Source organism: Streptomyces sp. NPDC001222 (assembly GCF_042896945.1).
Classification (GTDB): Bacteria; Actinomycetota; Actinomycetes; order Streptomycetales; family Streptomycetaceae; genus Streptomyces; species Streptomyces gibsoniae.
Window position 1 is genome coordinate 282365 of the sequence record NZ_JBIAXT010000007.1, and the last position, 26778, is coordinate 309142.

Annotated in this window: 26 protein-coding genes, 2 tRNA genes and 1 pseudogene; 13 read left to right on the plus strand and 16 right to left on the minus strand. The window is 70.0% G+C overall.

Annotation, left to right across the window (positions count from 1 at the left end; translation table 11 throughout):
• Positions 1 to 366 precede the first annotated feature (366 nt).
• From ACFY2Z_RS13460 to ACFY2Z_RS13475, 4 genes are all read left to right on the plus strand, one after another.
• Entirely contained in the window at positions 367 to 1929 is a 1563-nt protein-coding gene (locus ACFY2Z_RS13460; protein ID WP_390744306.1) for a hypothetical protein, read from the plus strand.
• Positions 1930 to 2475: 546 nt separating this feature from the next.
• Positions 2476 to 2925, plus strand: coding sequence for an HNH endonuclease signature motif containing protein (locus ACFY2Z_RS13465; RefSeq protein WP_390744307.1), 450 nt, complete (start codon positions 2476 to 2478; stop codon positions 2923 to 2925).
• Positions 2926 to 3048: 123 nt separating this feature from the next.
• Positions 3049 to 3149, plus strand: a tRNA-Tyr gene (locus ACFY2Z_RS13470).
• Between the two features lie 196 nt (positions 3150 to 3345).
• Complete coding sequence (locus tag ACFY2Z_RS13475) at positions 3346 to 3762, plus strand: DUF6234 family protein (RefSeq protein WP_390744308.1); 417 nt, start codon at positions 3346 to 3348, stop codon at positions 3760 to 3762.
• Positions 3763 to 4483: 721 nt separating this feature from the next.
• On the opposite strand, the pseudogene ACFY2Z_RS13480 reads toward ACFY2Z_RS13475, so the two are convergent.
• The 3 genes and pseudogenes from ACFY2Z_RS13480 to ACFY2Z_RS13490 all read right to left on the minus strand — a co-directional run.
• Positions 4484 to 4939: pseudogene (locus ACFY2Z_RS13480) on the minus strand (protein kinase family protein); the annotation flags it as partial.
• The gene (locus ACFY2Z_RS13485; protein ID WP_390744309.1) at positions 4896 to 5159 is read right to left on the minus strand and encodes a hypothetical protein; all 264 of its coding nucleotides are present in this window, start codon (positions 5157 to 5159) and stop codon (positions 4896 to 4898) included. The gene ACFY2Z_RS13485 and the pseudogene ACFY2Z_RS13480, both read right to left, overlap by 44 nt.
• Positions 5160 to 5360: 201 nt before the next feature.
• Positions 5361 to 5897, minus strand: coding sequence for a hypothetical protein (locus ACFY2Z_RS13490; protein WP_390744310.1), 537 nt, complete (start codon positions 5895 to 5897; stop codon positions 5361 to 5363).
• Positions 5898 to 6184: 287 nt separating this feature from the next.
• Here ACFY2Z_RS13490 and ACFY2Z_RS13495 point away from each other — a divergent pair, with 287 nt between their 5' ends.
• The 7 genes from ACFY2Z_RS13495 to ACFY2Z_RS13525 all read left to right on the plus strand — a co-directional run bounded on the left by ACFY2Z_RS13495 (position 6185) and on the right by ACFY2Z_RS13525 (position 14886).
• The gene (locus ACFY2Z_RS13495) at positions 6185 to 7051 is read left to right on the plus strand and encodes a DUF2797 domain-containing protein (RefSeq protein WP_390744311.1); all 867 of its coding nucleotides are present in this window, start codon (positions 6185 to 6187) and stop codon (positions 7049 to 7051) included.
• Between the two features lie 43 nt (positions 7052 to 7094).
• Entirely contained in the window at positions 7095 to 7475 is a 381-nt protein-coding gene (locus ACFY2Z_RS13500; protein WP_390744312.1) for an antibiotic biosynthesis monooxygenase family protein, read from the plus strand.
• A gap of 211 nt (positions 7476 to 7686) precedes the next feature.
• A complete protein-coding gene (locus ACFY2Z_RS13505) occupies positions 7687 to 8427 on the plus strand; it encodes a response regulator transcription factor (RefSeq protein ID WP_390744313.1) in 741 nt (246 codons plus the stop codon).
• A complete protein-coding gene (locus ACFY2Z_RS13510) occupies positions 8424 to 10079 on the plus strand; it encodes an ATP-binding protein (RefSeq protein ID WP_390744314.1) in 1656 nt (551 codons plus the stop codon). Before ACFY2Z_RS13505 ends, ACFY2Z_RS13510 begins: the two co-directional genes overlap by 4 nt.
• Positions 10080 to 10093: 14 nt before the next feature.
• Positions 10094 to 11629 (plus strand): glycosyltransferase, encoded by a 1536-nt coding sequence (locus ACFY2Z_RS13515; protein WP_390744315.1) that lies wholly within the window; start codon positions 10094 to 10096, stop codon positions 11627 to 11629.
• Entirely contained in the window at positions 11626 to 13911 is a 2286-nt protein-coding gene (locus ACFY2Z_RS13520) for an ArnT family glycosyltransferase (RefSeq protein WP_390744316.1), read from the plus strand. Before ACFY2Z_RS13515 ends, ACFY2Z_RS13520 begins: the two co-directional genes overlap by 4 nt.
• Positions 13912 to 14109: 198 nt before the next feature.
• Complete coding sequence (locus tag ACFY2Z_RS13525; RefSeq protein WP_390744317.1) at positions 14110 to 14886, plus strand: TetR/AcrR family transcriptional regulator; 777 nt, start codon at positions 14110 to 14112, stop codon at positions 14884 to 14886.
• A gap of 21 nt (positions 14887 to 14907) precedes the next feature.
• Here the strand turns inward: ACFY2Z_RS13525 and ACFY2Z_RS13530 are convergent, their stop codons facing one another.
• The 4 genes from ACFY2Z_RS13530 to ACFY2Z_RS13545 all read right to left on the minus strand — a co-directional run bounded on the left by ACFY2Z_RS13530 (position 14908) and on the right by ACFY2Z_RS13545 (position 19419).
• Positions 14908 to 15381: a PPOX class F420-dependent oxidoreductase gene (locus tag ACFY2Z_RS13530; RefSeq protein WP_390744318.1), complete on the minus strand. Its 474-nt coding sequence runs from the start codon at positions 15379 to 15381 to the stop codon at positions 14908 to 14910.
• 51 nt (positions 15382 to 15432) lie between these two features.
• The gene (locus ACFY2Z_RS13535) at positions 15433 to 16254 is read right to left on the minus strand and encodes a YceI family protein (RefSeq protein ID WP_390744319.1); all 822 of its coding nucleotides are present in this window, start codon (positions 16252 to 16254) and stop codon (positions 15433 to 15435) included.
• 108 nt (positions 16255 to 16362) lie between these two features.
• Positions 16363 to 18897 carry an MFS transporter gene (locus ACFY2Z_RS13540; RefSeq protein ID WP_390744320.1) on the minus strand — a complete coding sequence of 845 codons (2535 nt, stop codon included), beginning with the start codon at positions 18895 to 18897 and terminating at the stop codon, positions 16363 to 16365.
• Positions 18898 to 18915: 18 nt separating this feature from the next.
• Positions 18916 to 19419, minus strand: a complete 504-nt coding sequence (locus ACFY2Z_RS13545; protein WP_390744321.1) for a MarR family winged helix-turn-helix transcriptional regulator — start codon at positions 19417 to 19419, stop codon at positions 18916 to 18918.
• Between the two features lie 242 nt (positions 19420 to 19661).
• Here ACFY2Z_RS13545 and ACFY2Z_RS13550 point away from each other — a divergent pair, with 242 nt between their 5' ends.
• Positions 19662 to 19856: a hypothetical protein gene (locus tag ACFY2Z_RS13550; protein WP_365158586.1), complete on the plus strand. Its 195-nt coding sequence runs from the start codon at positions 19662 to 19664 to the stop codon at positions 19854 to 19856.
• Between the two features lie 367 nt (positions 19857 to 20223).
• On the opposite strand, the gene ACFY2Z_RS13555 is transcribed toward ACFY2Z_RS13550, so the two are convergent.
• From ACFY2Z_RS13555 to ACFY2Z_RS13590, 8 genes are all read right to left on the minus strand, one after another.
• Positions 20224 to 21135 (minus strand): RNA polymerase sigma factor SigF, encoded by a 912-nt coding sequence (locus ACFY2Z_RS13555; protein ID WP_390744322.1) that lies wholly within the window; start codon positions 21133 to 21135, stop codon positions 20224 to 20226.
• Positions 21136 to 21381: 246 nt separating this feature from the next.
• On the minus strand, positions 21382 to 22509 hold the full coding sequence (locus ACFY2Z_RS13560) for a SigB/SigF/SigG family RNA polymerase sigma factor (protein WP_390744346.1): 1128 nt from the start codon (positions 22507 to 22509) through the stop codon (positions 21382 to 21384).
• A 193-nt stretch (positions 22510 to 22702) separates the two neighbouring features.
• Positions 22703 to 22996 (minus strand): Dabb family protein, encoded by a 294-nt coding sequence (locus ACFY2Z_RS13565; RefSeq protein ID WP_390744323.1) that lies wholly within the window; start codon positions 22994 to 22996, stop codon positions 22703 to 22705.
• A 43-nt stretch (positions 22997 to 23039) separates the two neighbouring features.
• On the minus strand, positions 23040 to 23216 hold the full coding sequence (locus ACFY2Z_RS13570) for a hypothetical protein (RefSeq protein ID WP_390744324.1): 177 nt from the start codon (positions 23214 to 23216) through the stop codon (positions 23040 to 23042).
• A 194-nt stretch (positions 23217 to 23410) separates the two neighbouring features.
• A tRNA-Ser gene (locus ACFY2Z_RS13575) sits at positions 23411 to 23495 on the minus strand.
• A 69-nt stretch (positions 23496 to 23564) separates the two neighbouring features.
• Positions 23565 to 23993 (minus strand): tRNA adenosine(34) deaminase TadA, encoded by a 429-nt coding sequence (gene tadA / locus ACFY2Z_RS13580; RefSeq protein WP_390744347.1) that lies wholly within the window; start codon positions 23991 to 23993, stop codon positions 23565 to 23567.
• A 66-nt stretch (positions 23994 to 24059) separates the two neighbouring features.
• On the minus strand, positions 24060 to 24587 hold the full coding sequence (locus tag ACFY2Z_RS13585) for a hypothetical protein (protein WP_390744348.1): 528 nt from the start codon (positions 24585 to 24587) through the stop codon (positions 24060 to 24062).
• 287 nt (positions 24588 to 24874) lie between these two features.
• Entirely contained in the window at positions 24875 to 25060 is a 186-nt protein-coding gene (locus ACFY2Z_RS13590) for a hypothetical protein (protein ID WP_390744325.1), read from the minus strand.
• A 190-nt stretch (positions 25061 to 25250) separates the two neighbouring features.
• Here ACFY2Z_RS13590 and upp point away from each other — a divergent pair, with 190 nt between their 5' ends.
• Entirely contained in the window at positions 25251 to 25886 is a 636-nt protein-coding gene (upp, locus tag ACFY2Z_RS13595) for a uracil phosphoribosyltransferase (protein WP_390744326.1), read from the plus strand.
• A gap of 57 nt (positions 25887 to 25943) precedes the next feature.
• On the opposite strand, the gene ACFY2Z_RS13600 is transcribed toward upp, so the two are convergent.
• Positions 25944 to 26591 (minus strand): LytR C-terminal domain-containing protein, encoded by a 648-nt coding sequence (locus tag ACFY2Z_RS13600; protein ID WP_390744327.1) that lies wholly within the window; start codon positions 26589 to 26591, stop codon positions 25944 to 25946.
• Between the last annotated feature and the right edge of the window lie 187 nt (positions 26592 to 26778).

The following is a 26778-nucleotide window of genomic DNA, read 5'->3' on the forward strand; positions in this document are numbered from 1 at the left end:
CCGCGTGTTGTATTCAACGGACCCAGGCTGCGTGTGGTTATATCGTGACAGTGAAGGTGATGGCGGTGGCAATTAACCAGCACACCCAACGTCATCGGCTATCTGGGAACACGTACGCAGGGCCGTATCGGCATTGCGAACCCCGCACCGCGAGCAGACCCTTATGGCGGAGACGTAGTAGCCTGGCTAATCGGGTGACGGCCCTCAGTTGCGGCGCACTCACCCAGTCCTCACCCTCCATTTTAACCCCTGACCCCTCCGATGCGCATGAGTGGAGGGAAGGTCAATCACGGTCATTCGAGCAGGTCGAACCCTCGATACCGGGTGCTTGGCGGACATTTACTCCACAGTGAGGGAATACGTTTCATGACGGACGGCAACGAAAATGTGCGTGCGGGGCGACCAGGCGGGAATTTGAATAGGCGGCGCCTCCTTCAAGGTGCAGCGGGCGCCTTCGGTGCCGCTCTAGTATCCGCCGGCATCTATGAGGTGATCCCCAGCATTGCAAAACCACCGGAGCGACCCGCTGCTGGCACCGACAGCCAGCCCATCCAGGAACAATATATCCTGCAGAATGAGCAGGTGGTCATGGTCGATGGCTCGGGCGTGAAGAGCAGCAATGGCACGATTGCGGTGCGGGTGCCGGCCCTGCACGATCATGTCATCACCGCAAGGCTGAATGTGCCGGCGGATGCCAAGGCGTTGCAGGAGGCACAGCACCACTTCGAGTCCGCCCTTCTGGGTCTGGAGCGCGAATTTCCGCCCACTCCCACGGGAGTGGCCATCACGGTCGCCTGGGGACTTCCCTACTTCCAGCACTACATCCCCACCCTGGGCAAGGCGTCGGGTTTCTTCAAGGCTGGGACACGTTACCCGGCGTATCTGCCGGTCGATTTGATGACCTCCAAGGTGGAGGGCCATACCGTATATGCCCTGCAGGAGGCCAGGACGTTCCCCAGCGACGAGCCCCCGCCTGGCTTCGGGCCGGTCCGTTTGGAACAGAATGACGTGGCCGTGCTGCTCCGCAGTGACTCGCTCTCCAATATCAAGGAAGCCCAAAACGCCCTCTTCGGGCCTGGAAGCAACCAGGCGGGCAGCCTGTTCAAGGTGACGAGTATCCGCCAAGGCTTCTCAGGGGGCGGTTTCTACGGGCAACAGGGCCTCCCGAGCAAGATGGCGCTGGCCGCTGATATCCCCGGTGCGCAGTGGATTCCTCGACAGGCGCAGGGCTTCCTCGGCTTCGCCACAACCCTGGACTCGAATATGGGACCCGGCAACATCGCCAGTCTGGAGACTCTGCCTGGCCTCACCGATCAGTGGCCCTACGGTTACTTCAAACAGGGGACCACCATGGGTCTCTCGCACACGTATCAAGATCTGGTGACCTGGTACGAAAAGAACTTCCCTCAGTACGCGGATCGCGTCCAGGCGATGCTCCAGCCCGGCCTCTCGCCTGCGCCGGGTACGTACGCCCTCCAACCGCCAGGTCAAAGTGAGGCCGAAGTGGCGCAAGGGGTTCAGCGGTACCACGCCTACGGCCACGCTGGAAGCATGTCGCAGGTGGACAGCACCACATCACCGACGACCAGCAACTACGGGAAGGCCTACCCCACGGGGACGACCATCCCCGTGCGCGGCGATTTCGACACGCTGGACAATCCATTCCACTACACATCCGATCCGACGGGAGACCACTACAGCAAGAAGCCGGCGGCCGGGTTGCACTTCATTCAGTTCCAGCCGACGATTGCGATCTTCAACCGCGTTCGGCTCGCGATGGACGGCCACTATCCAGATATGACTCTCCCTATGTCACCGCGCAGCCCCCACGCGGGCATCAACTCGGTCCTGCACACGACCCACCGGCAGAACTATCTCGTCCCCCCACGTCGCCATCGCTCCTTCCCGCTCGCCGAGTTCCTTGTCTGACTACTAGACTAGGTTTCGCCGTCGTTGGGGAGACTCCAAGCAAGCAGACTGCGGGCCAGGGAGTGTGCACGCATCCTGGACCGACAGACTGAGCCGCGCGGACAGAACACGGTCTCAGTTTTGGTCTCATTCGTCGGCGGTCGGAACTGTTCACGGGCGTACGAACCAGCCGTCTGGAACGCGGTGGTGAACAGGCGCGGACGGGGCCGAACGGTGTCCCGACCTGGACGGGCAGAACTCGAAAGCGAGCGTGGCGCAAGTCAACGGGCTGAGGCCGTGCCAGACGCGTGCCAGGTTGTGCGGGAAACCACGGGGAACACCGGGGTATCGAGCGGCGGTTCTCCAGGGCGCCAGAGCCCTCGGTCGCAGGTCAGCAGAGCACCCCGGGCCAGAAGACGAGCTTCCCAAGCTGATGTCTCGACAGCGCCACGGAGGTAGGCTCCGGGCATGCCTGAAGGCCGTCCCGCGATCCCTGCAGAACTACGCCAAGCCGTTCTAGTCGGGGCTGGCCACCGGTGCGCCATCCCCACGTGCCGCCAGTTCCCGGTGGAGATCGAGCACATCGAGGACTGGGCGCAGGTCAAGGAGCACAGGTTCCAGAACCTCATCGCACTGTGCCCAACCTGCCACGCGCGGAAGGGCAACGGACCTGGGCAGATCGATCGGAAGGCACTGCGCCAGTACAAGGCGAACCGCGCTGTCCTGACCAGCCGGTACAGCGATGCGGAAAGGCGTTTGATCGAGCACTATGCCAAGCAAATGGAGTTGCGGCCCGGCGTTGGCATCCTCGTGCCGCTCCCCTTCGGAATGGACTGGCAGATCACGTACCTGGTTCGGGATGGCGACCTGGAGAAGCAGCACCCGCTCAATGGACTGGGTATGAGCATCAGTGGGCTCCCGCTGGTCGAGTTCTACGCGTTCACGCAGGCAGGCGTGGAGTTCGTTCAGCGCTGGGCCCATGCGCAACCGCTGGACCCTCCCCGGGACGAGTCCTGAGTCGTGCCGAGCGAACGATGGGCAACGCGAGATAAGCGTGCTGGACCAGGCCGCTGTTGGTGATGCCGCAAGTGCTGTACAGCAGCGAAGTACAGCAACCCCAGCAACCGACCATGACCGACAGCCACTCGGACGGACCGAACGGCAGCCTCTATGACCCTCGTTGACCGATCTCTGTAGAGCTACGGATCAGAAGGTTGCAGGTTCGAATCCTGCCGAGTGCGCAACAGATCAGAGGCCCTGTGGAGTGATCCACAGGGCCTCTGGCTTTTGCCTTGACGGCAGTGTTTGACGGCAACCGCCTCACGCGGCGGGTGCGGGGCCGATCAGGGGTGTCAGGTGGATCATGGGACCCACCTGGGCGGAGCTGAGTACTCGTACTCATGCGCCCGCCTCGCCCGCACGAGCAAGGTGGCGAGTATGAACTTACCCGTCGCCCCGCCGGCCTTCGACGCGACCACCGGCCCGGTACGGCGCCGCCGTGCCGACCGGGGCGCCGACATCGGAGCCGGATGCGGTCTCGTGTTCCTGGAACTGATCGCCTTGGCGGTGATCTTTGGACTCTGGTTCCTGTCCGGGTTCAACCTCGACCCGGGCAAGACCGTCACGACCGACTCGTTGTGGAACTACCTGGCCGCCGCTGGCGGAGTCGGAGTCCTCGCCATCGCGGCGGCCGCGATCGCTGCGCGGGCCGGGGCCGCCGTAACGGTTGTCGCCCAGGTCATCATGGCTGCCCTGATCTGCGTCATCGTCTTTGGCGGGGCTGCGGCGCAGTCGCACCAGGATCAGTTGTGCCGTGACATGCCGTCAGCGGCGGGCTGTAGGAGCAACAGTTAGACGGCTGCGAGAGCACCGGTCATACCGTCGCCATCGTCCGGTCCGTTGCCGTCACCCCTGAGCACGTCCCCGACGCGGTCGAAGGCGGAGTGCTGGGAATCAAGGCGGCCCGCCTACGGCGGCCCGCGCGCGCTGGCGGCCCGTGGCCGCCGCCGCTCCATGTCTCCGCCACCGTTCCGGCGGCCCCCCGCCGCTCAGCGCGCAGCCTCGCCAAGGCGAAGAGTCAGACCAGGAGGCAATCCGACCACTCCGAGCACCAGGGCCGGGTCGACACCCACCGACCACGACCACGCCCGCCAATCGCCTGCCGCTCCGGGTCACACGACTCAGAGAGCCGCAGTTCGAGCCCAGTTGCCATGCCACGTCGGCAACGCTCAGGCCGGGTCGAGGTGCGGTCCGCGACGCAAAGAGGAAGTGTGGCTGAGGCCGGTGCGGGGTTGCTGGAAACACACGTGGCGGGTGGTCGTTCGGTGCACCCGTCGTCGTGGCTGACTTTCGGTGGCTCAGGTCGGAACCCTCTCTAACTCGACGAGGTGGAGCCGCAGTTGTGGCAGCACCCGCATCCGAGCACGCCGATCGCCCCGGTGCCATCGGCACCGGGGTCCTGATCAGGGATTCGTGACCGGACCACCCGGAATGCTGTCCAGGCTGAGGGGTGGTCCGGTCTTTGCGTTGTCGGTTGCAGCCGTGTGGCCGGCGCCGATGAACCGGCGCTTCGGGATCAGCTCAGGGCCTTGCCCACCTCGTAGATGGTGGGCCTGTCCTCGGGAGCGTGGCTGAGCATGGCGTCGATCAGTTCTCCCAGTTCACCGGGCGCCTTCACGGGGCGGCGCTTGCCGTTCGCCACGGCCTGCCTCTGGAGGGGGCGAGGAGCATCGTCGGGGTATTCGACCGCCCGCCAGCCGGTGGCGGAGATGAGCAGGGAGGCTCCGAGGGCGTAGACGTCCGCTTCCTGTGTCGGCTCGGCTTCTCCCGTGGCGAGCACGCTGCGCGCGATCTCCGGTGCTTCGTAGTGGACGAGGCAGCCGCGGAACGGGAAGTCGTACCCCTCGGGGATGCGTTCGCCACGGGCCAGGGCGAGGTCGATGAGGTGTGTCCGTTCGGGCCCGATGATGAAGTGGGCGGGTTGTACGTCACCATGGGCCCATCCCTTGGCATGGAGTCCGGCCAGTGCCTCCGCGATCGGTGCGCCGGATGCTCTGGTGGGCGTTGGCGACCGCGGAGGAGTGTGTGGCCGGGCCGATCCCGCGGGCCATCACGTCGGCGTTCTGCGGGAGCGATGCCGCTGTGCCGCCGTCCTGGTTCGGCTGCGCCTGCAGGAGGTCGGTGCCGAGCGCGGTCAGCTGACGCAGCAGCGCCTGCCGGCTGGACGAAGGGATGCCGGTCACCATGATCATCGTGGCGATGCAGACGCCGGCATGTGGGCCGATGGGCGCCCGATCCCGTGCGTCAGCGAGATGATGCGCCCCCTCGTCATCGGACGGGAGGACTGCCGCAGGTGAAGACGTTGGAGCGGCTCGACAGGCTCGTGGGCCGATCCGGGTTCGCAGCCTGCCGAGTGCGCAGATCACCTGGGGCGGCCGAAGGCGCCGTGGGATTCACATCCCGCCCGCTGCCGACAGACGGAACACCGGGTTGCGGACACCCAGGACCCCGGGCACGTCCTGCCACAGGGCCGCACCGTTCTCCCGCTCCCAGCGGGCTGTCCCCCGGGAGCGGGCCCACTGGGTCACGGCCGGCCCGACCAACATGATGGGCGGCATCAGGTCCTGGAACGTGACGCCGGTGATCGCCGTCCAGCAGGCCACTGCGCCGACGAAGCCGGCCGTGCGCCGTAGCGACAGCCGCCGCGCCGCGTCCTGGCCGGCGCGCGGCTCCTCGACGACGCCGATCCGCGCGGCCTGCTCGTACTTGCGGCGGCGCCGGGTGGGCAGTCGGAGACCGAACGGCAGCAGCGCCAGGCACACCAGAGTGACCGCGACCGCGCCCACCAGCAAGGTCTCCAGCCGGTGCGTCGTCTCGACCAGGACCAGCAACAACCCCTCGGACAACACCGCGCCCGCGAACGTCATCAGCGCAGACGTCCGCTCGAAGTACGCGACCCTGATCAGTCCGGGTCCGGCACCCTCAGTCATCGTCCCAGCTCTCTGCCCGGACACCCGCCCGGGCAGGGAAGATGCAACGCCGTGCGGAGCGCGCGGTCAATACGGCGACGTGTCAGAACATCGTCAAGAGGGTCCGACCCCGAACGCCTGGCTCGCACAAGGCAGTCGGCCTGGCCTGAAACGTGTTCCGGGACCGGGTGCGGGTCAGTAGGTGCCGGCCGGCATCTGGAGGACTTCCTCCTTCTCGCACGGCTGGATGCCCTCGCCCGGCCGGGAGCCGAAGGCGTTGTCAGTGGTGGCGCCTACTCTCGGTGGTGATGAGTCGGGCGTGGAGATGTACGGGGCTGTCGTGGGTCGACGGCGGGCCGACGCTGCGATGGGAAGGGGGGCGGCGCAGTGAGCTGGAACGGGGGAGCCGGGTGGCCTTCGCGGTCGTGCCGGGGAGCGTCCGGACCTGTGTGGGGGCGCGGGGGCACGGATGCCCGACGCGGACCGGGGTGTCGGGGCGGAGTACCGGCGCGCGGTGCGATGAGTGCGCGCGACTGGACCGGGCGCACTCGGTGGCCGCCGACACCGTCGCTGACGATCCACGGCCGTACCGTGTGTATCTGGCCTGCTTCGGGCCCGGCCTGGTCAAGGTCGGTATCACCGCGGCCGAGCGCGGACCGGCACGGTTGCTGGAGCAGGGCGCCGTCACCTTCAGCTGGCTGGGACAGGGCCCCCTGATGGCGGCGCGCCGCACCGAGGAGCTGCTGCGGGCCGCGCTGGGGGTACGGGACCGGATTCCGTACGCCGACAAGCGCGCGGTGCGGTCCGCGCTGCCGCCGGCCGGGGAGCGGGCCGCCGAGCTGGCGGAGCTGCATGCGCGGGCGGTGGGGCTCGCCGGCTGGCCGGAGTCGCTGGAGCGGGCGCCGTTCCGGGCCGTCGACCACGGCGCGGTGTTCGGGCTGGAGGGGCTTCGGCGGGCGGACGCCGTGGTGAGCGAGCTGACCGCCGGCGGGGTGGTGAGCGGTGAGCTGCTCGTCGCCGCCGGGCCCGATCTCCATCTGGCCACCGGACGCGGGGTCGTCGTACTCGACACACGGCTGATGACGGGGTGGGAGCTGACGGGGACCACAGAGGAGGAACTGACCGTGCCAATCAGGGAGATGGGGGCGCCGGGCGTACAGGACGGGTTGTTCTGAGAAAGGGGTGGACGGACGTCGTGTCGCCGCCGATCGTGGTGCCATGAGCGATCACCGCAGTACGCCCGAGGCATCCCCGGTCCCCGTCCCCGCCCACGAACCCCCTTACTACGCCGTGGTCTTCACCTCCCGGCCCACCGAGGACCGCGAGGGATACGGGGAGACCGCCGAGCAGATGGAGGAGCTGGTCAAGGAGGTTCCCGGGTATCTCGGCATGGACCAGGCCACCGCGCCGGGCGGACTGTCGATCACCGTCGGGTACTTCCGGGACCTGGCCGCCATCGAGGAGTGGCGGAGCAATCAGGAGCACCGCGCGGCCCAGAAGCGCGGGCGAGCCCAGTGGTACGAGTCGTACTCGCTGCACATCGCCAAGGTCGAACGCAGCCACGCCTTCGACCGGGGCACGGCCGCCCCGCCCCGCTGAGTACCGCTCATCCCCAGTCCGCTCACAGCCGCTTCACGGCCCCGGGCACTCATCTCCGTCTCATCTGCGCCCCGTGGCCGGGCCATCGGCCCCTGGAACCAGGTCATTTGGCGATCTATCCAGGGGCTGCCTGAGAGGCGCCTGTGTGTTTCTCAGGGAAATCACAGACTCGCGAAAGGGCTTTCTCAGGGGCCGCGGACAAGGTGTCACCATGACCACGACCTCGCCCCACGGGCGCACCGAACTGCTGAGGCCGGACGGGAGCCCCGTCCGAGTGCTGGTGGTGGACGACGAGCTGTCGATCACCGAACTGCTGTCCATGGCTCTGCGTTACGAAGGCTGGCAGATCCGCAGCGCGGGGGACGGGCACGGCGCGATCCAGACCGCACGCGAGTTCCGGCCCGACGCCGTCGTCCTGGACATGATGCTCCCGGACATGGACGGCCTGAGTGTCCTCGGGCGGCTGCGCCGCGACCTGCCCGACGTGCCGGTGCTCTTCCTGACCGCCAAGGACGCCGTGGAGGACCGGATCGCGGGTCTGACCGCGGGCGGGGACGACTACGTCACCAAGCCGTTCAGCCTGGAAGAGGTCGTGGCCCGGCTGCGCGGACTGATCCGGCGCTCCGGCGCCGCCGACCGCCGCTCGGAGTCCGTGCTGGTCGTCGGTGACCTCACCCTGGACGAGGACAGTCACGAGGTGTGGCGGGCCGGGGACAGCATCCACCTGACCGCCACCGAGTTCGAGCTGCTCCGCTTTCTGATGCGCAATCCCCGGCGCGTGCTCAGCAAGGCGCAGATCCTCGACCGTGTGTGGTCGTACGACTTCGGTGGCCAGGCCAACGTGGTCGAGCTGTACATCTCGTATCTGCGGCGCAAGATCGACGCGGGTCGTGAGCCGATGATCCACACTCGGCGCGGCGCCGGTTACCTGATCAAGCCCGCGGTGTCATGAGCAGCCGACGACGGCCGCGTACGCAGAGGCGAGCACGACAGCCGCGCACGCTGCGGGCCCGGCTCGTCGTCTCGGCGGTCACACTGATCGCCGTGGTGTGCGCGGTGATCGGCACGGTGACGACGATCGCGCTGAGCCAGCATCTGAACCAGCAGAAGAACGCGCAGGTGGGCGAGGCCGGCCGACGTGCCGCCGGGCCGCCCAGAGGGGTACCCGACGGGGGACCGCCCGGACCCGGCGGCGGCTCGGAATCGCCGTCCGGCACCGGATCCCTGCCGGGCGCCTCGGACCAGGTCGACTCGGCGGACGCGAAGCTCGACTTCATCCTCACCAAGGGCGGGACGCAGCCCAGGAACGTCGCCGCCGTGGTCGACTCGACCGGCCGGATCGTCAAGGCGGCCGTCGCCCGGGCGAACAATGACAAGGGCATGGTCCTCAGCCGGCTCGACGCCGCGCAGGTCGCCGCGCTCGCCACCGTGCCGAAGAAGGGCGGCATCCACAGCGTCGACATCCCGGGCCTGGGCGGGTACCGGGTCATGTATGTGTCGGGCACTCGCGGCAGCTACTACATCGCGCTGCCCACCTCCGACGTCACCGACAACATCGACACTCTCATCGTGGTCGAGGTCAGCGTCACCGCCGCCGGTCTCGTCGCCGCCGGGATCGCCGGATCCGTGCTCGTCGGGCTCGCCCTGCGGCCCCTGCGCAAGGTGGCCTCGACCGCCACCCGGGTGTCCGAACTGCCCCTGCACACCGGCGAGGTCACCCTCGACGAACGGGTGCCGGAGTCCGAGACCGATCCGCACACCGAGGTCGGGCAGGTCGGGGCCGCGCTCAACCGGATGCTGGACCATGTCCACGGCGCCCTGCACGCACGGCAGCAGAACGAGATGCGGGTACGGCAGTTCGTCGCCGACGCCAGCCATGAGCTGCGTACCCCGCTCGCCTCCATCCGGGGGTACGCCGAGCTGACCAGGCGGGGCCGTGAGGAGACCGGACCCGACACCCGGCACGCCCTCGGCAGGATCGAGTCCGAGGCCGGCCGGATGACCCTCCTCGTCGAGGATCTGCTGCTGCTCGCCCGGCTGGACGCGGGCCGCCCGCTCCAGTTCGACCAGACCGACCTCGTGCCACTCGTCGTGGACACCGTCAGCGACGCGCGTGCGGCCGGCCGGGACCACAACTGGCGGCTCGAACTGCCCGACGAGCCGGCGCTCGCCCTGGCGGACGCCGCCCGGCTCCAGCAGGTGCTCGTCAATCTGCTCGCCAACGCGCGCACCCACACCCCGCCCGGTACGACCGTCACCGCACGCGTCGCACGGCGAGGGCACTGGCTGTGCGTGGACGTCGAGGACGACGGCCAGGGCATTCCGCCCGACCTGCTGCCGCATGTCTTCGAACGGTTCGCGCGCGGCGACTCGGCGCGCTCCCGGGCCACCGGCTCCACCGGTCTCGGGCTCGCCATCGTGCAGGCCGTCGCGGCCGCGCACGGCGGCGCGGTGACCGTCGACAGCGTGCCCGGGCGGACGGTGTTCACCGTGCATGTGCCCGCGCTGGCCCCGTACGCGCCCTCACCCGCGTCCGAAACGAACCGGCAACCGCACTCACAGGCACACCACAGCGCCACCACACGGGTGCGACAGGGCGCTTGAGAAGAGTCGGTTCCATGCGAACCGATTCTTCTCCCGGCACCCTGCCGGCGCGGGAGCACCTCCCGGCCGCCGGAGCCGGCACGCCGCTCCTGGACGTAGTGATCCCCGTCTACAACGAGGAGAAGGACCTCCAGCCGTGCGTGCTCAGGCTCCATGAGCACCTCACGCGTACGTTCCCCTACGCCTTCCGCATCACGATCGCGGACAACGCGTCCACGGACACCACCCCCGAGGTGGCCGCACGGCTGGAGGCTCAGGTCGCGGAGGTGAGGTCGGTCCGCCTGGAGCAGAAGGGCCGCGGCCGCGCCCTGCGGACCGTCTGGTCGGCCTCGGACGCCCCGGTCCTCGCCTATATGGACGTGGACCTCTCCACCGACCTCAACGCGCTGCTCCCGCTGGTGGCACCGCTGATCTCGGGCCACTCCGACCTCGCGATCGGCTCCCGGCTCGCCCGCGCCTCCCGGGTCGTGCGCGGTCCCAAGCGGGAGTTCATCAGCCGCGCCTACAACCTCATCCTGCGCGGCTCGCTCCAGGCCCGGTTCTCGGACGCCCAGTGCGGCTTCAAGGCGATCCGCCGCGATGTGGCCCAGGTGCTGCTGCCGCTGGTGGAGGACACCGGCTGGTTCTTCGACACCGAGCTGCTGGTCCTCGCCGAGCGCGCCGGTCTGCGGATCCACGAGGTGCCGGTCGACTGGGTCGACGACCCCGACTCGACCGTGCACATCGTGAAGACGGCGACCGACGACCTCAAGGGTGTGTGGCGGATCGGCAAGGCGCTGGCCGGCGGCTCGCTGCCGCTGGACCGGCTCGCCCGGCCGTTCGGCGACGACCCGCGCGACCGGGACATCCAGGACGTGCCGCGGGGCCTGGCCCGCCAGCTCGTCGGCTTCTGTGTGGTCGGCGGTCTGTCCACCCTCTTCTACCTGGCGCTCTACAGCCTCTTCCGGCAGTTCTCGGGCGCGCAGATCGCCAACGCGCTCGCCCTTCTGGTCTCGGCGGTCGCCAACACGGCGGCCAACCGCCGGCTCACCTTCGGGGTGCGCGGCCGGGGCGGCGCCGTCCGGCACCAGGCGCAGGGCCTGGTCGTGTTCGGTATCGGTCTCGTCCTCACCAGCGGTTCGCTCGCCGCCCTGAACGCGGCGATCGGCAACCCCGCGCACTCCACGGAACTGGCGGTGCTGGTCGCCGCCAACCTTGCGGCGACCGTGCTGCGGTTCCTGCTCTTCAGGGCCTGGGTCTTCCCGGACCGGCACGACGACGGCCCTACGCCTCCCCCGGCCTTCGACGCCGCCGGTCCGTACGCGACGCACCAGTTCCCGCAGCACCCCCACCAGCCGCACCAGGACCAGTACCAGCCACACCAGTACCAGCCGCACCAGCACTCCCAGCAGCAACCTTCGCTGCCCCAGCGCTCCGCGGCGCCCCAGTCCTCGTACGACCCCACCCCGTTCCGCGCCGGTGCCGACGCGGACCGCGCCATCTGGAGGGACGCGACCATGCCACTGCAGCCGGTGCGTCCGCAGGACACCGACCCTAGGGACTACCGATGACCACGCAGTACGAGCAGCCGACCCACCGAGAGGGCGCGGATCCGCGGTTCTGGGGACCGCCCACGGCCGAGTCGCAGCAGCCCGTCACCCCGTCGGCGCCCGCCCCCGGCGCCGGTGAGCCCAGGCAGCCGCTCGCGCGGAGATTTTTGCGGGGCCGGCCCGAGGACCCGCGGTGGGCGCGCCCGGCGTTCCTCGGTCTGCTGCTCGCCACCGGAGTGCTGTACCTGTACGGCCTGAGCGCCTCCGGGTACGCCAACTCCTTCTACTCGGCGGCGGTCCAGGCCGGCAGCAAGTCGTGGAAGGCGCTCTTCTTCGGCTCGCTGGACGCGGGCAACGCGATCACCGTCGACAAGCCCCCGGCCGCGCTCTGGCCGATGGCCCTGTCGGTGCGGGTCTTCGGCCTGAACTCCTGGGCGATCCTCGTCCCCGAGGTCGTCATGGGCGTCCTCACGGTCGCCGTGGTGTACGCGGCCGTCCGGCGCCGGTTCAGTCCCGCGGCCGGCCTGATCGCGGGTGCCGTGCTCGCGCTCACCCCGGTCGCCGCGCTGATGTTCCGGTTCAACAACCCGGACGCGCTGCTCGCGCTGCTGATGGCGCTCACCGTCTACCTCGTCATCAGGGCCCTGGAGGACGGCCGCACCAAGTGGCTGGTGTGGGCGGGGACCGCGGTCGGCCTCGCGTTCCTGACGAAGACCCTGCAGGCCTTCCTGATCCTGCCCGCCCTCGCGGTCGTGTACGGGGTCTGCGCGCCCGTGAAGCTCAGGAAGAGGCTGGTGCAGCTGGGCCTCGCGACGGTCGCGCTGGTCGTCTCCGGCGGCTGGTGGGTCGCGATCGTGGAGCTGTGGCCCGCGTCCTCGCGCCCGTACATCGGCGGCTCGCAGAACAACTCCTTCCTGGAGCTGACCTTCGGCTACAACGGCCTCGGCCGCATCAACGGCGACGAGACCGGCAGTGTCGGCGGCATGGGCGGCGGCAACGGCGGCCAGTGGGGCGCCACGGGCTGGAACCGGATGTTCAACTCCGAGATCGGCTCCCAGATCTCCTGGCTGCTGCCGGCCGCGCTGATCCTGTTCGTCGCGGGCCTCGTGCTGACCCGGAAGGCCCGGCGCACGGACCTGACGCGCGGCTCGTTCCTCGCCTGGGGCGGTTCGCTGCTGATGACCGCGGTCGTCTTCAGCTACATGGCGGGCATCTTCCACCAGTACTACACGGTGGCCCTTGCGCCCTACATCGCCGCCCTGGTCGGCATGGGCGTCACGGTGCTGTGGGAGGAGCGGTCGAAGACGTGGGCGTCGCTCACGCTGGCGGCCACCACCACGGCGACCGCGGCCTGGGGGTATGTGCTCCTCAACCGCACGCCGGGCTATCTGCCCTGGCTGAAGTGGCTCGTCCTCCTCGGCGGCCTGGCCGGTGCGCTCGGCCTGATCTTCGTGGCCCGGCTCGGGCGGCGGCTGGCCCTCGCGACGCTGGCCCTGAGCTTCACGGCCGCCCTCGCGGGTCCGACCGCGTACACCCTGACCACGGTGAACGAGGGCCACACCGGTTCGATCGTGACCGCCGGTCCGGCGGGCGCGAGCATGATGGGCGGCCCCGGCGGACGCCCCGGTGGCGGCATGCGCGGCGGCTTCGGCGGCGGCATGCCGGGCGGTAGCCGGCAGAACGGCAACGGCACCACCCCCAACGGCGCCCAGGGCAACGGCTTCCCGGGCGGAAACGGAGGGACCGGAGGCACCGGCGGCACGGGCGGCATGGGCGGCTTCCCCGGCGGCGGGATGCCCGGCCAGAACGGGCAGGGCCAGAACCAGCAGCAGGGCCACGGCACCGGCCGGAGCCAGCAGGGCAACGGCTTCCCCGGCGGCGGCCGGACGGGTGAGGGCGGCATGGGCGGCGCCGGCGGTATGGGCGGTCTGCTCAACGGCGCCGAGGTCGGCTCCGCGGCCAAGAAGCTGCTGGAGAAGGACGCCGGGACCTACACCTGGGTGGCCGCGTCCATCGGCTCCCAGAACGCCGCGAGCTACCAGCTCGCCACCGGTGACCCGGTGATGGCGATCGGCGGCTTCAACGGCAGCGACCCGTCCCCGACGCTCGCCCAGTTCGAGAGGTACGTGGCGCAGGGCAGGATCCACTACTTCATCTCCGGCGGCGGCTTCGGCGGCGGGGGCGGCGGCACCGGCGACTCCAACGTGTCCTCGCAGATCAGCACGTGGGTGACGAAGAACTTCAAGAAGGTGACGGCCGGTTCGGCCACCTTCTACGACCTCACGCGCAAGACCGGCGGCTGACGCCCGGTCGGCGGAACCCCAGGGACGGCCTCGAAGCGGTGGGCCGGGCACACGCCCGGTCCACCGCTTTTTCGCGGCGGCGGAACGGGAAGACTCGGGGATGGTGACCGCGTGGCGTCACCGTGCGGGAGACGGCCTCGCGCCCCCAGGGGTCACCTGGCATCGTGATCAGCGGTCGAGTGTCGAGGAAGGTGCGCCATGGTGAAGACGGCCCAGCGGGCGGGGCGCCCGGCGCGGACCAGCGTCTGGCTGGAGGGCAAGGCGCCCCGGGGTGGTGGCCCGCGCGGGGGCGGCGGTCAGCCGTCCGGACTGGACCGCGACCGGATCACCGCGGCGACCGTACGACTGCTGGACGCGGAGGGCCTCGCGAGGTTCTCGATGCGCCGCCTGGCCGCCGAGCTCAACGTCACGGCGATGTCGGTCTACTGGTACGTGGACACCAAGGACGATCTGCTGGAGCTGGCGTTGGACGCCGTCTTCGGGGAGATGCGGCTGCCGGCCGCCGACTCCGACCGGGACTGGCGCGATCAGCTGCGGGCGCTCGCCGCGGAGTACCGGGCGCTGCTGGTGCGCCATCCGTGGCTGTCACCGCTGGCCGGGCGGTTCCTCAACATCGGCCCGCACGCCGTGGCCTTCTCGCTGGCCGTGCAGCGGGTGATCCGGCTGACCGGGCTGCCCGCGCACGGCCAGATGGGTGCGATCTCCGCGGTCTTTCAGTTCGTGTACGGATTCGGCACGATCGAGGGCCACTTCATCGAGCGCTGTGCCGCGGCCGGGACGACCCAGGACGAGTACGTCCGACAGGCGCTGAGCGCGGTGACGGAGAGCCCCGACCACAGCGAGGTCGCACACCACACCGCGGACCTCATCGAGGCCCGCGGCGGTGACACGGTGGAGGAGATGCGCGACCGCGACTTCACGTTCGCGCTGCGGACGTTGATCGCGGGGATCGAGGCCATGGTCGCCCGGGGGTGACGGCCGCGGGCCCCCCGGCGATCAGTCCTGCGGGGGCGCGAGCCGGGCGGGGAAACCGCCGGTCGCCACCGGGCCCCACTTCACCGGGGTGATCCGGATGATCGACTTGCCCTGCTTGACCATGGCCTCGCGGTACTCGTCCCAGTCCGAGTGCTCGCCCGCGATGTTGCGGTAGTACTCGACGAGCGGCTCGACGGAGTCCGGCGCGTCGACGACCTCGGCGGTGCCGTCGATCTGGACCCACGGCCCGTTCCACTCGTCGCTGAGCACGATCAGGCTGACCCGCTCGTCCCGCTTGGCGTTGCGCGTCTTGGCCCGTTCCGGGTACGTGGAGACCACGATCCGTCCCGAGTCGTCGACCCCGCAGGTCAGCGGCGACCCCTGGGGGCTGCCGTCGGCGCGCCGGGTCAGCAGGATCGCGCGGTGCCGGGGACGGACGAAGTCCAGCAGCTCGTCCCGCGATACGGAGGTGTTCGTCGCGATGTTCGGTGCCATGGGACGCAAGCCTAGGCGCTCAGCGGCCCCGGGAGCCTGACCCTGCCGTGCCTACGCCTGCGGGAGTGAGTCGCCCTGCACCGCCTGGACGTCCAGCTCCACCCGCAGCGTGGTGCCGATCGCGGCGATGCCCGCCTGGAGGACCTGGTTGTAGTTCATCGCGAAGTCCTCTCGGCGCAGTTCCGCCGTGGCGCGGAAGGCCGCGCGGGTGCCGCCCCACGGGTCGGCGCCGGTGCCGAGGTAGGCGAGGCTGAGGTCGACCGGGCGGACGATGCCGCGCATGGTCAGCTCACCGTGGACGGTCCAGCGGTCGGAGCCCGCGGCCGTCAGGCCGGCCGAGCGGTAGGTGATCTGCGGATAGGTCTCGACGTCCAGGAAGTCCGCCGACCGCAGATGGGTGTCGCGCATGCTGTTGCCCGTGTCGATGGACGCGGCGCTGATGACCGCCTCGACGCGGGACTTCTGCACCTCGTCCGGGGCGATCTCGATGCGCCCGGAGAACTCGGTGAAGCGTCCGTGCACGCTGGAGATGCCCAGGTGCTGGGCGACCGCGCCCACCGAGGAGTGCACCGGGTCGATGGTCCACGGTCCGGGCGGGGGCAGTTCGGCGCCGCCCTGCCGGGCCAGCGTCACGGTGCCGATCTCGGCGCGGCCGCTCGCGGTGACGATCGCGCTGGAGGCGGCGGGCGCGTACCCGACCGCGGTCACGATCACCGTGTACGCGCCGGGCGTCAGCGTCGTCGTGTCCCGGATGGTCCCCTCCGCGTCGGCCTCGGCGCGCAGCACCTGCGTACCGGTCATGTCGGTCACGGTGACGACCGCGTGCGACACGGCCCAGCCGTCCCGCGTACGGATCCGTGCGGTCAGTGCCATCGTGTGGTCTCCCTCTAAATCCTTGAATATCCCCGTAGAAGGCTCAAAAAACCGGCCCGCGGGGGCGCACCTCCGCTCAGAGCGCGCCCCCACGGGCCGGGGTCCGGCCTACTCGCCCGGGTGGGCCAGCGTGATGTCGTGGTCGTCGACGCCGCGACCGCTCACGTTCACGGCCGTGGCCGCCGGCGGGTAGCCGGTGGCGATGACGGTGTACTCGCCGTTGTTCAGGTCGGTGAAGGCGTACGCGCCGTCCGTGCCGGTCGTGGCCGTGCCGACCACGTTGCCCGCCGCGTCCACCAGGGTCACCCGGGCGTCCGCGAGGGGGCCGTGCGGGGCCCGTACCACGCCCTGGATCTGGGCGCCGGAGTCGAGGTCGATCTCGATCCGGGTGACCCCGGTGCCGCCCACCTCGACCGGCAGCGCCCGCGGCCGGAAGCCGACGGCGTTCACCGCGACGGTGACGGAGCCCGGCACCAGCTCGGCGAAGACGAAGTCGCCCTGCTCGCCGGTGGTGGCGGTGGCCAGCAGATCACCGCGGACATCCGTGACGATCACCATGGCGTCCTTGACCGGCAGCGCGGTCTCGGTGGCACGCACGACACCGGTCAGACCGCTGGTGCCGCTGAGCAGGATGTCGTACGACACCGGCTCCTCGTTCACCACGATCGTGGAGGCCTGCGGCTGGTGGCCGTCGGCGGAGGCGATCAGGACGTACGTGCCCGTGCCCGGCGCGTCCACCGCGTAGGAGCCGTCGGCCCCCGCGACCGACCGGCCCAGCTGGCGTCCCCCGAGGGAGATCAGCGTGACGGCTGCCTGCGGGACCGCGGCGCTCTCGGCGCCGCGGACGAAACCGCGCACCGGGACGCCGCCGGAGGACGTGGACTCACCGGGGGCGGCGATGGTGGCGACGGCCGCGTGCTGCACCTGTGTGGCCGTGCCGTCGGGCGTGGCCTCCGTGCTCGCCACGGCCCAGCTGGGAACCTTCTCCTCGGCCGGGGCGGGTATCGCGGCGGTGGTCGCGGCGACCGCCGGGGCCTCCTCGGTCGCGGCCGCCGCGGCCTGCGCCAGACCGCCCTGGGTCTTCAACGGGACCTCCTTGATGAACAGCGTGATCACGAAGGCGAGGAAGGCCAGGCACGCGGCGACCAGGAAGACGTCGCCGATGGCGTGGCCGTAGGAGCTCTCCATGAGGGTGCGCAGCGGACGGGGCAGCTTCGCCAGGTCCGGGATGGCGCCGTCCGAGCTCGAATGGGCCGCCAGCCGCTGGTACTTCGGGCTGAGGTCGGCGAGGCCGTCCGTGAAGTAGTGGGTGATCCGGTGGGCCATGAACGCGCCGAGCGCGGAGACGCCCATCGCACCGCCGAGGGACCGGAAGAAGGTCACCGTGGAGCTGGCCGAACCGAGGTCGCCGGGTGCCACCTGGTTCTGCGTGGACAGCACCAGGTTCTGCATCATCATGCCGATGCCGAGGCCCATGAGCGCCATGAAGACGGCGGTCTTCCAGTAGTCCGTGTCGTAGCGCAGGGTGCCGAGCAGACCCAGTCCGGCCGTGATGAGCACACCACCGCTGACCAGCCAGGCCTTCCACTTGCCGGTCCTGGTGATGATCTGGCCGGAGACGGTGGAGGAGACGAACAGGCCGCCGATCATCGGGATGGTCAGCACACCGGACATCGTCGGGGACTTGTCGCGGGCCAGCTGGAAGTACTGGGCGAAGAACACCGTGCCGGAGAACATCGCGACACCCACGAAGAGCGAGGCGAGCGACGACAGGGTGATGGTGCGGTTGCGGAACAGCCGCAGCGGGATGATCGGCTCGGCGGCCTTGGTCTCGACGAAGACGAAGATCGCGGCGAGGACGACGGCGCCCGCGACCATGGTGTACGTCTGCCACGACAGCCAGTTGTACTTGTCACCGGCGAAGGTGACCCAGACCAGCAGCAGGGAGACGGCGGCGGAGATGAAGAACGCGCCGGCCCAGTCGACCTTGACGTCCCGCTTCACCACGGGCAGGTGCAGGGTCTTCTGCAGCACGATCAGCGCGAGGATCGCGAAGGGCACACCGACGTAGAAGCACCAGCGCCAGCCGAGCCAGTCGGTGTCGGTGATGACACCACCGATCAGCGGGCCGCCGACGGTGGCGACGGCGAAGGTGGCGCCCAGGTAGCCGGAGTAACGGCCGCGCTCACGCGGGGAGATCATCGCCGCCATGACGATCTGCGCCAGCGCGGACAGACCGCCGACGCCGACGCCCTGGACGACACGGCAGGCGATGAGCATGCCGGGGTTCTGCGACAGGCCCGCGGTCATCGAACCCAGGACATAGATGACCAGGGCTATCTGGACGAGCGCCTTCTTGCTGTAGAGGTCCGCGAGCTTGCCCCACAGCGGGGTGGTCGCGGTCATGGCCAGCAGCGACGCGGTGACGACCCAGGTGTAGGCGGACTGGCCGCCGCCGAGGTCGCCGATGATGTGCGGCAGAGCGTTGGACACGATCGTGGACGACAGGATCGCCACGAACATGCCGAGCAGGAGGCCGGACAGGGCCTCCATGATCTGCCGGTGTGTCATCGGAGCGCCGTCCGGGGAGCCTCCCCCGTGCTTGGCGTGAGCCCGCACACCGGCTGGTGTGGTCGTTGCCATGGGCTTCCTTTTCTTACGTTATGCGGGTGTACGGGTGGTCCGGTCGGCAACGGATTCCGCCGCGGGGGCGAAGTGCGCGAGCCGGGGCGCGGAGCGGCAGTCGCCGAAGCTCTCGCGCAGTCGTGTCATCAGCTGGATGAGGCGGCCGACGTCGTCGTCCGACCAGTCGGCGAGCCGTTCGGCCAGCAGGTCGGTGCTGCGCCGGGACAGTTCGTCGAGCTGGACGTGGCCGGCCGCCGTCAGGCGCAGGATGCGGGAGCGTCTGTCCGCGGGGTCGGGGGAGCGCTCGATCCAGCCGCGCTCCGCGACATGGGCGACATGGCGGCTGGTGACCGACATGTCCACGGCGAGCAGCTCGGCGAGCTTGCTCATGCGCATGTCGCCGTGACGGCCGAGCAGTGTCAGCACGGCAGCGGAGCCGCCCGGGCAGTCGGGCGGCAGGATCCGCCCCAAGTCCCTTTTCACGGCCCCGACGGCGCTGAGCTGACGTGCCAGTTCCTCGTACTGGGCCTGCGCGGCCATCGCACCTCCTCCAATTCGTTGCCTGGAGCAACCGTAGGGAGATTGGTTGCTGCAGGCAAATTAATCGGCGGCTTTCGGGGCAAAAACTTGGCAAAGGCAAGTGTTGCGAACGTAAACGACGAGGTGGGAGGTGGGGGACCATGTGTCGCCAGGGCGTGGACCGGGCTGTTCCGGTGGAGACCGGGTGTGAGAGCGGATCCCCCACTTGGGCGGCACCCGGGTATTCGCTAGGGTCTCGGGCCATGGCTAACACCCAGGGCCCCCAGGGCAACTACGACCCCGCCGGCAGCACGCAGATGTTCCGTGCGTTCGTCGACGAGGCGCCGCAGGGCAGGCAGCAGGCGTCCGCTCCGGCAGGGCCGCGCGTCGGCCTGATCGTCGGTGTCGTCGCCGCCGTGGTGATCGTCGCCGCGGTCGCCTGGCTCGCGCTGATGTAAGGGGCAGCCGGACTCCGGAAGGAGCCGGCCGCCTTCTCCCCCGTCTTCTCACGACCGTCGCCGGCCCGTGCCCTCGCGCGCGCGGGCTCCGCGACGTGCGCTCGGCACGGCGTAACCAACGGGCGCCGCGCTGCGGGCGTTTGCCGTGCCACCGGGTGAACGCGCTCGTACGACCGGGTTTGGCGACGCCCGGCCGTGGAGGTCACTCCGGACCGGCAGGCCCGCCCGGCGGGCCGTTCTCGCGAACGGGGCGGCACGGGCGGGGCGTCGGACGGTCCCTGCGCTGTGGAATCAGGCCCCGAGGGCGTGTTGCGAAGTCCCGCCTGCCTCGCCCTTCGGGCGAACGACGGGACTTTCACAATACGCCCTAGTCGGAGATCAGACCCTCTCGCAGCTGTGCCAGCGTGCGGGTGAGCAGCCGGGAGACGTGCATCTGCGAGATGCCGACCTCCTCGCCGATCTGCGACTGCGTCATGTTCGCGAAGAAGCGCAGCATGATGATCCGCCGCTCGCGGGGCGGGAGTTTGGCCAGCAGCGGCTTGAGGGACTCGCGGTACTCCACGCCCTCCAGCGCCGAGTCCTCGTAGCCGAGACGGTCCGCGAGCGAGCCCTCGCCGCCGTCGTCCTCGGGAGCGGGCGAGTCCAGCGACGACGCCGTGTACGCGTTGCCGACGGCGAGGCCGTCGACCACGTCCTCCTCCGACACTCCGAGCACGGAGGCGAGTTCGGTGACCGTCGGCGAGCGGTCGAGCTTCTGCGACAGTTCGTCGCTGGCCTTGGTGAGCGCCAGGCGCAGCTCCTGCAGCCGGCGCGGCACCCGCACCGACCACGACGTGTCCCGGAAGAACCGCTTGATCTCACCGACGACCGTCGGCATCGCGAACGTCGGGAACTCCACGCCCCGTTCGCAGTCGAACCGGTCGATCGCCTTGATCAGCCCGATCGTGCCGACCTGGACGATGTCCTCCATCGGCTCGTTGCGGCTGCGGAAGCGGGCGGCGGCGTAGCGCACGAGGGGGAGGTTCAGCTCGATGAGGGTGTCCCGGACGTAGGGGCGCTCAGGGCTGTTCTCGTCGAGGGCGGCGAGCCGCAGGAAGAGGGAGCGGGACAGGGTGCGGGTGTCGATGGCCTCCGGGGACGGAAGGTCCGGTGCCTCGGGAGCCGGGAGGGTCTCGGCACCCGGGAGGTCCTGAGGGGCCTGAAGGTCCTGAAGCACATCGGGCGCGGAGTCGCTCTGCATGAGCGTGAGCACCTTCGAGCTGCCCTTGTCTGCGGACATGCCACCCCCTTTGGGTCGCGGGACGGTCGCGGCGGACGCTCCCGTCGTAGGGAACGCAGCCTCCACCTGAATACCGGCCACGAGGCTGCGGCAAACGCGCTCCCGGAAGAATGTCACATGTCGGCAACACGCTGTAGTGACATGTCGACATGCAAGAGGTGAATGCGCCCTGGTTGGAGGAGTTCTGATGACCTTTCAGCGCAGAACTGTCGGCAAGAACTCTTGCGGGTGATTCGCTCGCGTGAGTTAGGCGTCGATCCTGTTTGCGGATCTCAGTCGCGCGAAGCTCCTGGCGAGGAGCCTTGACACGTGCATCTGCGATACACCCAGTTCGGCGCTGATCTGTGACTGGGTCAGATTGCTGTAGTAGCGCAGCAGCAGGATCCGCTGTTCGCGCTCCGGCAGCTGGACGAGCAGATGCCGTACGAGGTCGCGGTGCTCGACCCCGTCGAGGGCCGGGTCCTCGTAGCCGAGCCGATCGAGGAGGCCCGGCAGTCCGTCACCCTCCTGGGCGGCCTCCAACGAGGTGGCGTGATACGAGCGCCCCGCCTCGATACAGGCCACCACCTCCTCCTCGGTGATGCGCAGCCGCTCGGCGATCTCGGCGGTGGTCGGGGAGCGCCCGTGCGTCGTGGTGAGGTCCTCGGTGGCGCTGTTGACCTGCACCCACAGCTCGTGCAGCCGGCGCGGGACATGGACCGTGCGGACGTTGTCGCGGAAGTAGCGCTTGATCTCGCCGACGACGGTCGGCATCGCGAAGGTCGGGAACTGCACGCCGCGGTCGGGGTCGAAGCGGTCGATGGCGTTGATCAGCCCGATGGTGCCGACCTGGACGACGTCCTCCATGGGCTCGTTGCGGGAGCGGAAGCGGGCGGCGGCGTAGCGCACGAGCGGGAGGTTGGCCTCGATGAGCGCCCCGCGTACGCGCTGGTGCTCCGGCGTGCCCGGCTCCAGGTCCCTGAGCTGGCCGAAGAGCACCTGGGTGAGGGCCCGGGTGTCGGCGCCGCGGCGCTTTTGGGGGGTGGTCGTCGAGTCGTCGTCCTCGGCGTCGGAGGGGGTGGAGGGGTCGCCGTCGGGGGGTGCGGAGGGGTCACCGTTCGGTGGTGCGGACGAGGAGGGCGTGCTGTCCGGTGGTTGAGCGGCGGATGAGGCAGGTGAGGTGAACGTGGTGGAGGGGGTGGAAGGGGCTGAGGCGGTCCTGTCGGGGGGCTGGGGGGCGGGGCGTGCGGTGTCGGGCTCCTGGGGCTCGTAGGGGGCGGTGTCGGATTCCTGGGGCCGTGCGGAAGTTGTGGCGGGTGTCCGGTGCCGGCCGGGACTCGGGCTTGGAGCCTCGTCCTGAGGCGGCGCAGTACTGGCCGACACGGTCAACGCCACCTCTTCATCCGTCAACGCCTCTGTCAACTCACCGTCAAAAGCGGTCATAGCATCACAAGAATGGACGCTGGGTGCAAGCACCGCATAACGCCGTGTTGAAGGAGAGTTGGGGCACAAGACACAGGAGAGCCCCCCATCGTTGAGATGGGGGGCTTCGTGGGGGGTGTCGCGCGGAATCCGTAGGCGGTGTCGCTCAGATTTCGTAGTCGGCGATCACCCATGTGGCGAATTCGCGCCACATCGCGACACCCGCCTGGTGTGCCGGATGCTCCAGATAACGCCGGAGCGCGTCCGTGTCGTCGACCGCCGAGTTGATCGCGAAGTCGTAGGCGATGGGCCGGTCGGTGATGTTCCAGCCGCACTCCCAGGCGCGCAGCTCGTCGATCCGGTCGCCGAGGCTCTCGAAGGCGCTCACCCCCTCCACCACGCGCGGGTCGTCGCGCCGGACGCCCTCGTTGAGCTTGAAGAGGACCAGGTGACGGATCACGGGCGCTCCCGGGGGTGTGACGGGGGCCGCCCGGCCGGGAGCCTCACTTGGCTCCGTCGGCGATCCAGGTCATGAAGTGGCCGACGGCCTTGGCGGCGCTGGAGATGCCCTCGAACCCTATCTCGACGTAGCCGGCGGCCTTGGCGGGGTCGGTGATGATCACGTAGAGCGCGAAGACCACGAGCGCGTACACCGCGATCTTCTTCCCCTGTACCGCCACCGCGGCCTCCCCCGTCTGCCGTGCCCCGCGGGCCCGTTCGCCGCCGGTGAGTGTATCTCGGCCGGTTGTTCGGGAACCGCAAAAGATCACGAATCGCACCAGGCCCTCACCCGGCCTTTTCCCGCGCGTCGTGTCGCGGGCTCCGGTCCGTGGACGCACAAAGGGCCCCGTCTGTCGACGGGGCCCTTCCACAGCGGTAGCGGAGGGATTTGAACCCTCGGTGACTTGCGCCACACTCGCTTTCGAGGCGAGCTCCTTCGGCCGCTCGGACACGCTACCGAGGGAGACCCTACCCCACGGGGGGCCGTGGTCTGAAATCCGTTTCTGCGGATCGCCCGGGGCGGGTCCTCAGCGGGTCCGGAAGAAGTCCGTCAGCAGTTGGGCGCACCGGTCGGCGAGCACGCCGTCGATGACCTCGGGGCGGTGGTTGAGGCGCCGGTCGCGCACCAGGTCCCACAGCGACCCGGCCGCGCCGGCCTTCTCGTCGCGTGCGCCGTAGACCAGCCGGTCCACCCGGGACTGCTGCAGCGCACCCGCGCACATCGTGCAGGGCTCCAGCGTGACGACGAGTGTGCAGCCGGACAACCGCCACTCGCCGAGCGCGCTCGCGGCCCGGCGGAGCGCGAGGATCTCCGCATGGGCCGTCGGATCGCCCGTGGCCTCGCGTTCGTTGTGACCGACGGCCAGCACCGCGCCGTCCGCGGACAGCACGACGGCGCCGACGGGCACGTCACCGCCCTCGGCGGCCTGGCCGGCCTCGTCCAGGGCGAGCCGCATCGCGGCCCGCCACCGGTCGCGCACCGGATCGGGGGCCGGCGTCCCGTCCTCGGTCACCCGGTGCACCTAGCGGACGGTCTCCAGGACCTCCGAGGCGCCCAGGGCCTCGGCGATCGAGCTGAGCGCGTCCTCGGCGTCCAGGATGCGCAGCTCCTTCTCGCTGACGCCCAGGTCGTCGAGGATCTCGCTGTCGCCCACGGGGCCGTGCGGCACGGAGGCGTCCGAGGCCGCTCCGTCCTCGTCGGCGTCGGGCTCACCGTCCTCGGTGCCGTCGAGGTCGAGGGAGTCGAGGTCGGCGCCGTCGTCGCCGGGCTCCCTTCCGAGCAGTTCGTCGGTGAGCAGGATCTCGCCGTACGAGCTACGGGCGGCGGCGGAGGCGTCCGAGACGTAGATACGAGGGTCGTCCTCGCCGTCCAAGCGGACGACGCCGAACCATGCGTCCTCCTGCTCGATGAGTACGAGCACCGTGTCCTCGTCGACCGAGGCGTCACGGGCCAGGTCGGTCAGATCCGACAGGGTCTCCACATCGTCGAGCTCTGTGTCGCTCGCTTCCCACCCGTCTTCGGTGCGCGCGAGCAGTGCGGCGAAGTACACCGTGACTCTCCCACTGGTCATAGGCGTGCCGGTTGGGGTTCCCCCCGGCGGAGGTTATGGGCGGGGAATGGTCTCTCCGAGCCCCACCCACTCGGAATCGTGGCAGAAACAAGGCGCTCAGGGGACGTCTTCGGCTCCCTGTGTCTGGCCGTTTCGATCGCGGATGCTCCGATTGAACACCCCGGCCGAAGCGGTCCACCCACCAGCGCACTCATTGCCGCCACCAGCGGATCGTACGCGGCCCGGGGCGGTGTGGCCGCACGGCCACCCCCAAGGCGGCCGCGTCGCTACCAGCGGAAGGTGCGCATGCGCATGGCGTGACGCAGGCGCGCGACCTTGGCGCGCCGGGGCTGGACGCGGTCGCGAAGCTCCCGGGCCTCCGCGAGTTCGCGCAGGAACAGGGCCCGGCGCCGCCTGCGCTCGGCGTCCGGCTCCTGCGCTTCGGGCTCCTCGTGGGATTCCCCGTCGGGCATAGGCACACCACCCCAGTTCCGTCCTTCCCACTTTCCCCCTGATGGGGGGTCCGAAGCCAGGAAGGCCGGAGAGGGGCGGCGGGGACGGGGGCGGCCCGCGGACGAGCCGGGGCAGGGCGGCGGGCCGGACGGCGGGGCCGGGGCCGCACACGGCGCGGTCGCCGCGGAAAGCCCGGTTACTGTTAGGGCCATGCGTCTCCACGTCGTCGACCACCCCCTGGTCGCCCACAAGCTCACCACGCTGCGCGACCGCCGCACCGACTCCGCGACCTTCCGTCGGCTCGCCGACGAGCTCGTCACCCTGCTCGCCTACGAGGCCACGCGGGACGTGCGCACCGAACAGATCGACGTCGAGACCCCGGTCGCCGCCACCACCGGCGTCAAGCTGTCCCGTCCCCGCCCGCTGGTCGTGCCGATCCTGCGGGCCGGCCTCGGCATGCTCGACGGCATGGTCCGGCTGCTGCCGACCGCCGAGGTGGGCTTCCTGGGCATGATCCGCAACGAGGAGACGCTCCAGGCCTCCACGTACGCGACACGCATGCCGGAGGACCTGTCGGGGCGCCAGGTGTACGTCCTCGACCCGATGCTCGCCACCGGCGGCACCCTCGTGGCGGCGATCCAGGAGCTGATCCGGCGCGGGGCGCGCGACGTGACCGCCGTGGTGCTGCTCGCCGCCCCGGAGGGCGTCGAGGTGATGGAGCGCGAACTGGCGGGTACGCCGGTCACGGTGGTCACGGCCGCCGTCGACGACCACCTCAACGAGCTGGGCTACATCGTGCCGGGACTCGGCGACGCGGGGGACCGGCTGTACGGGGCGGCGGAGTAGAACCCCCTGCCCTCTGCCCCACCCCCGCCGGACCGGCGGGGGTTCGTGGGTGGTGGCTCAGCAGTTCTTCTTGCCGTCCTTGCCCGGTGGCGCCGACGCGGCCGGGGCGGTCAGGGCCGACAGGGCCTTGTCCGCGGCCGGCTTGTCCGTCAGGGACTTGAACCCGTCGCCCAGGATGAGGTCGACGGAGCCTCCCGTACGGGTGTCGGTGCGCTGTTCGGCGTCGGCGAGCTGGGTGCCGAGGACGGGCAGGCTGGTGCCCGTGGCGGCCTTGGCGCCGAGCAGTACCCCGGCGCCCTTGACCTTCTTGTCGTAGTCCTCGGTCGCGTTGCCCACCGTGCCGATCTGGAAGCCGCGCTTCTTCAGCTCGTCGGCGGTCTCCTTGGCGAGGCCGCTGCGCGCCGTGGCGTTGAATACGTTCACGGTGATCTGGCCCGGCGCGGGCAGGGCCTTCGCGGTGGCCGTGGGCGACGGACCCACCTTGGGTGCGCAGCCCGCCTTGGAGCCGGCCGCCAACGTCCTGTCGCCGCCGGTGAAGACATCGATGAGCTGCAGGGTTCCCCAGCCGATCAGTCCGACAGCGGCCACCGACGCGACGATGGCGACCACGAGCCTGCTGCGGCGTCGGGGTCGGCGCATCCTCGGGTACTTGCTCCCCGTGATCCGGTACTGGCCACCCATGCCGGGGGGAGTCAGCATGCTCATGGGCGCAGCGTAGTGCGCCCAGGCGGCAATGCCTACTAGATGATCATTGGGTGCCCCTCAGTCCAACCCGAACGGGTCATCGGGGCGAACGGACGGCCACGCGGGCGCTTACGGCGGGTTGTGCACACGGGCACGGCCGGCGAGGAAGCGGACGTAGGGGTCCGCGCGGGGGCGCAGATGGACGGCG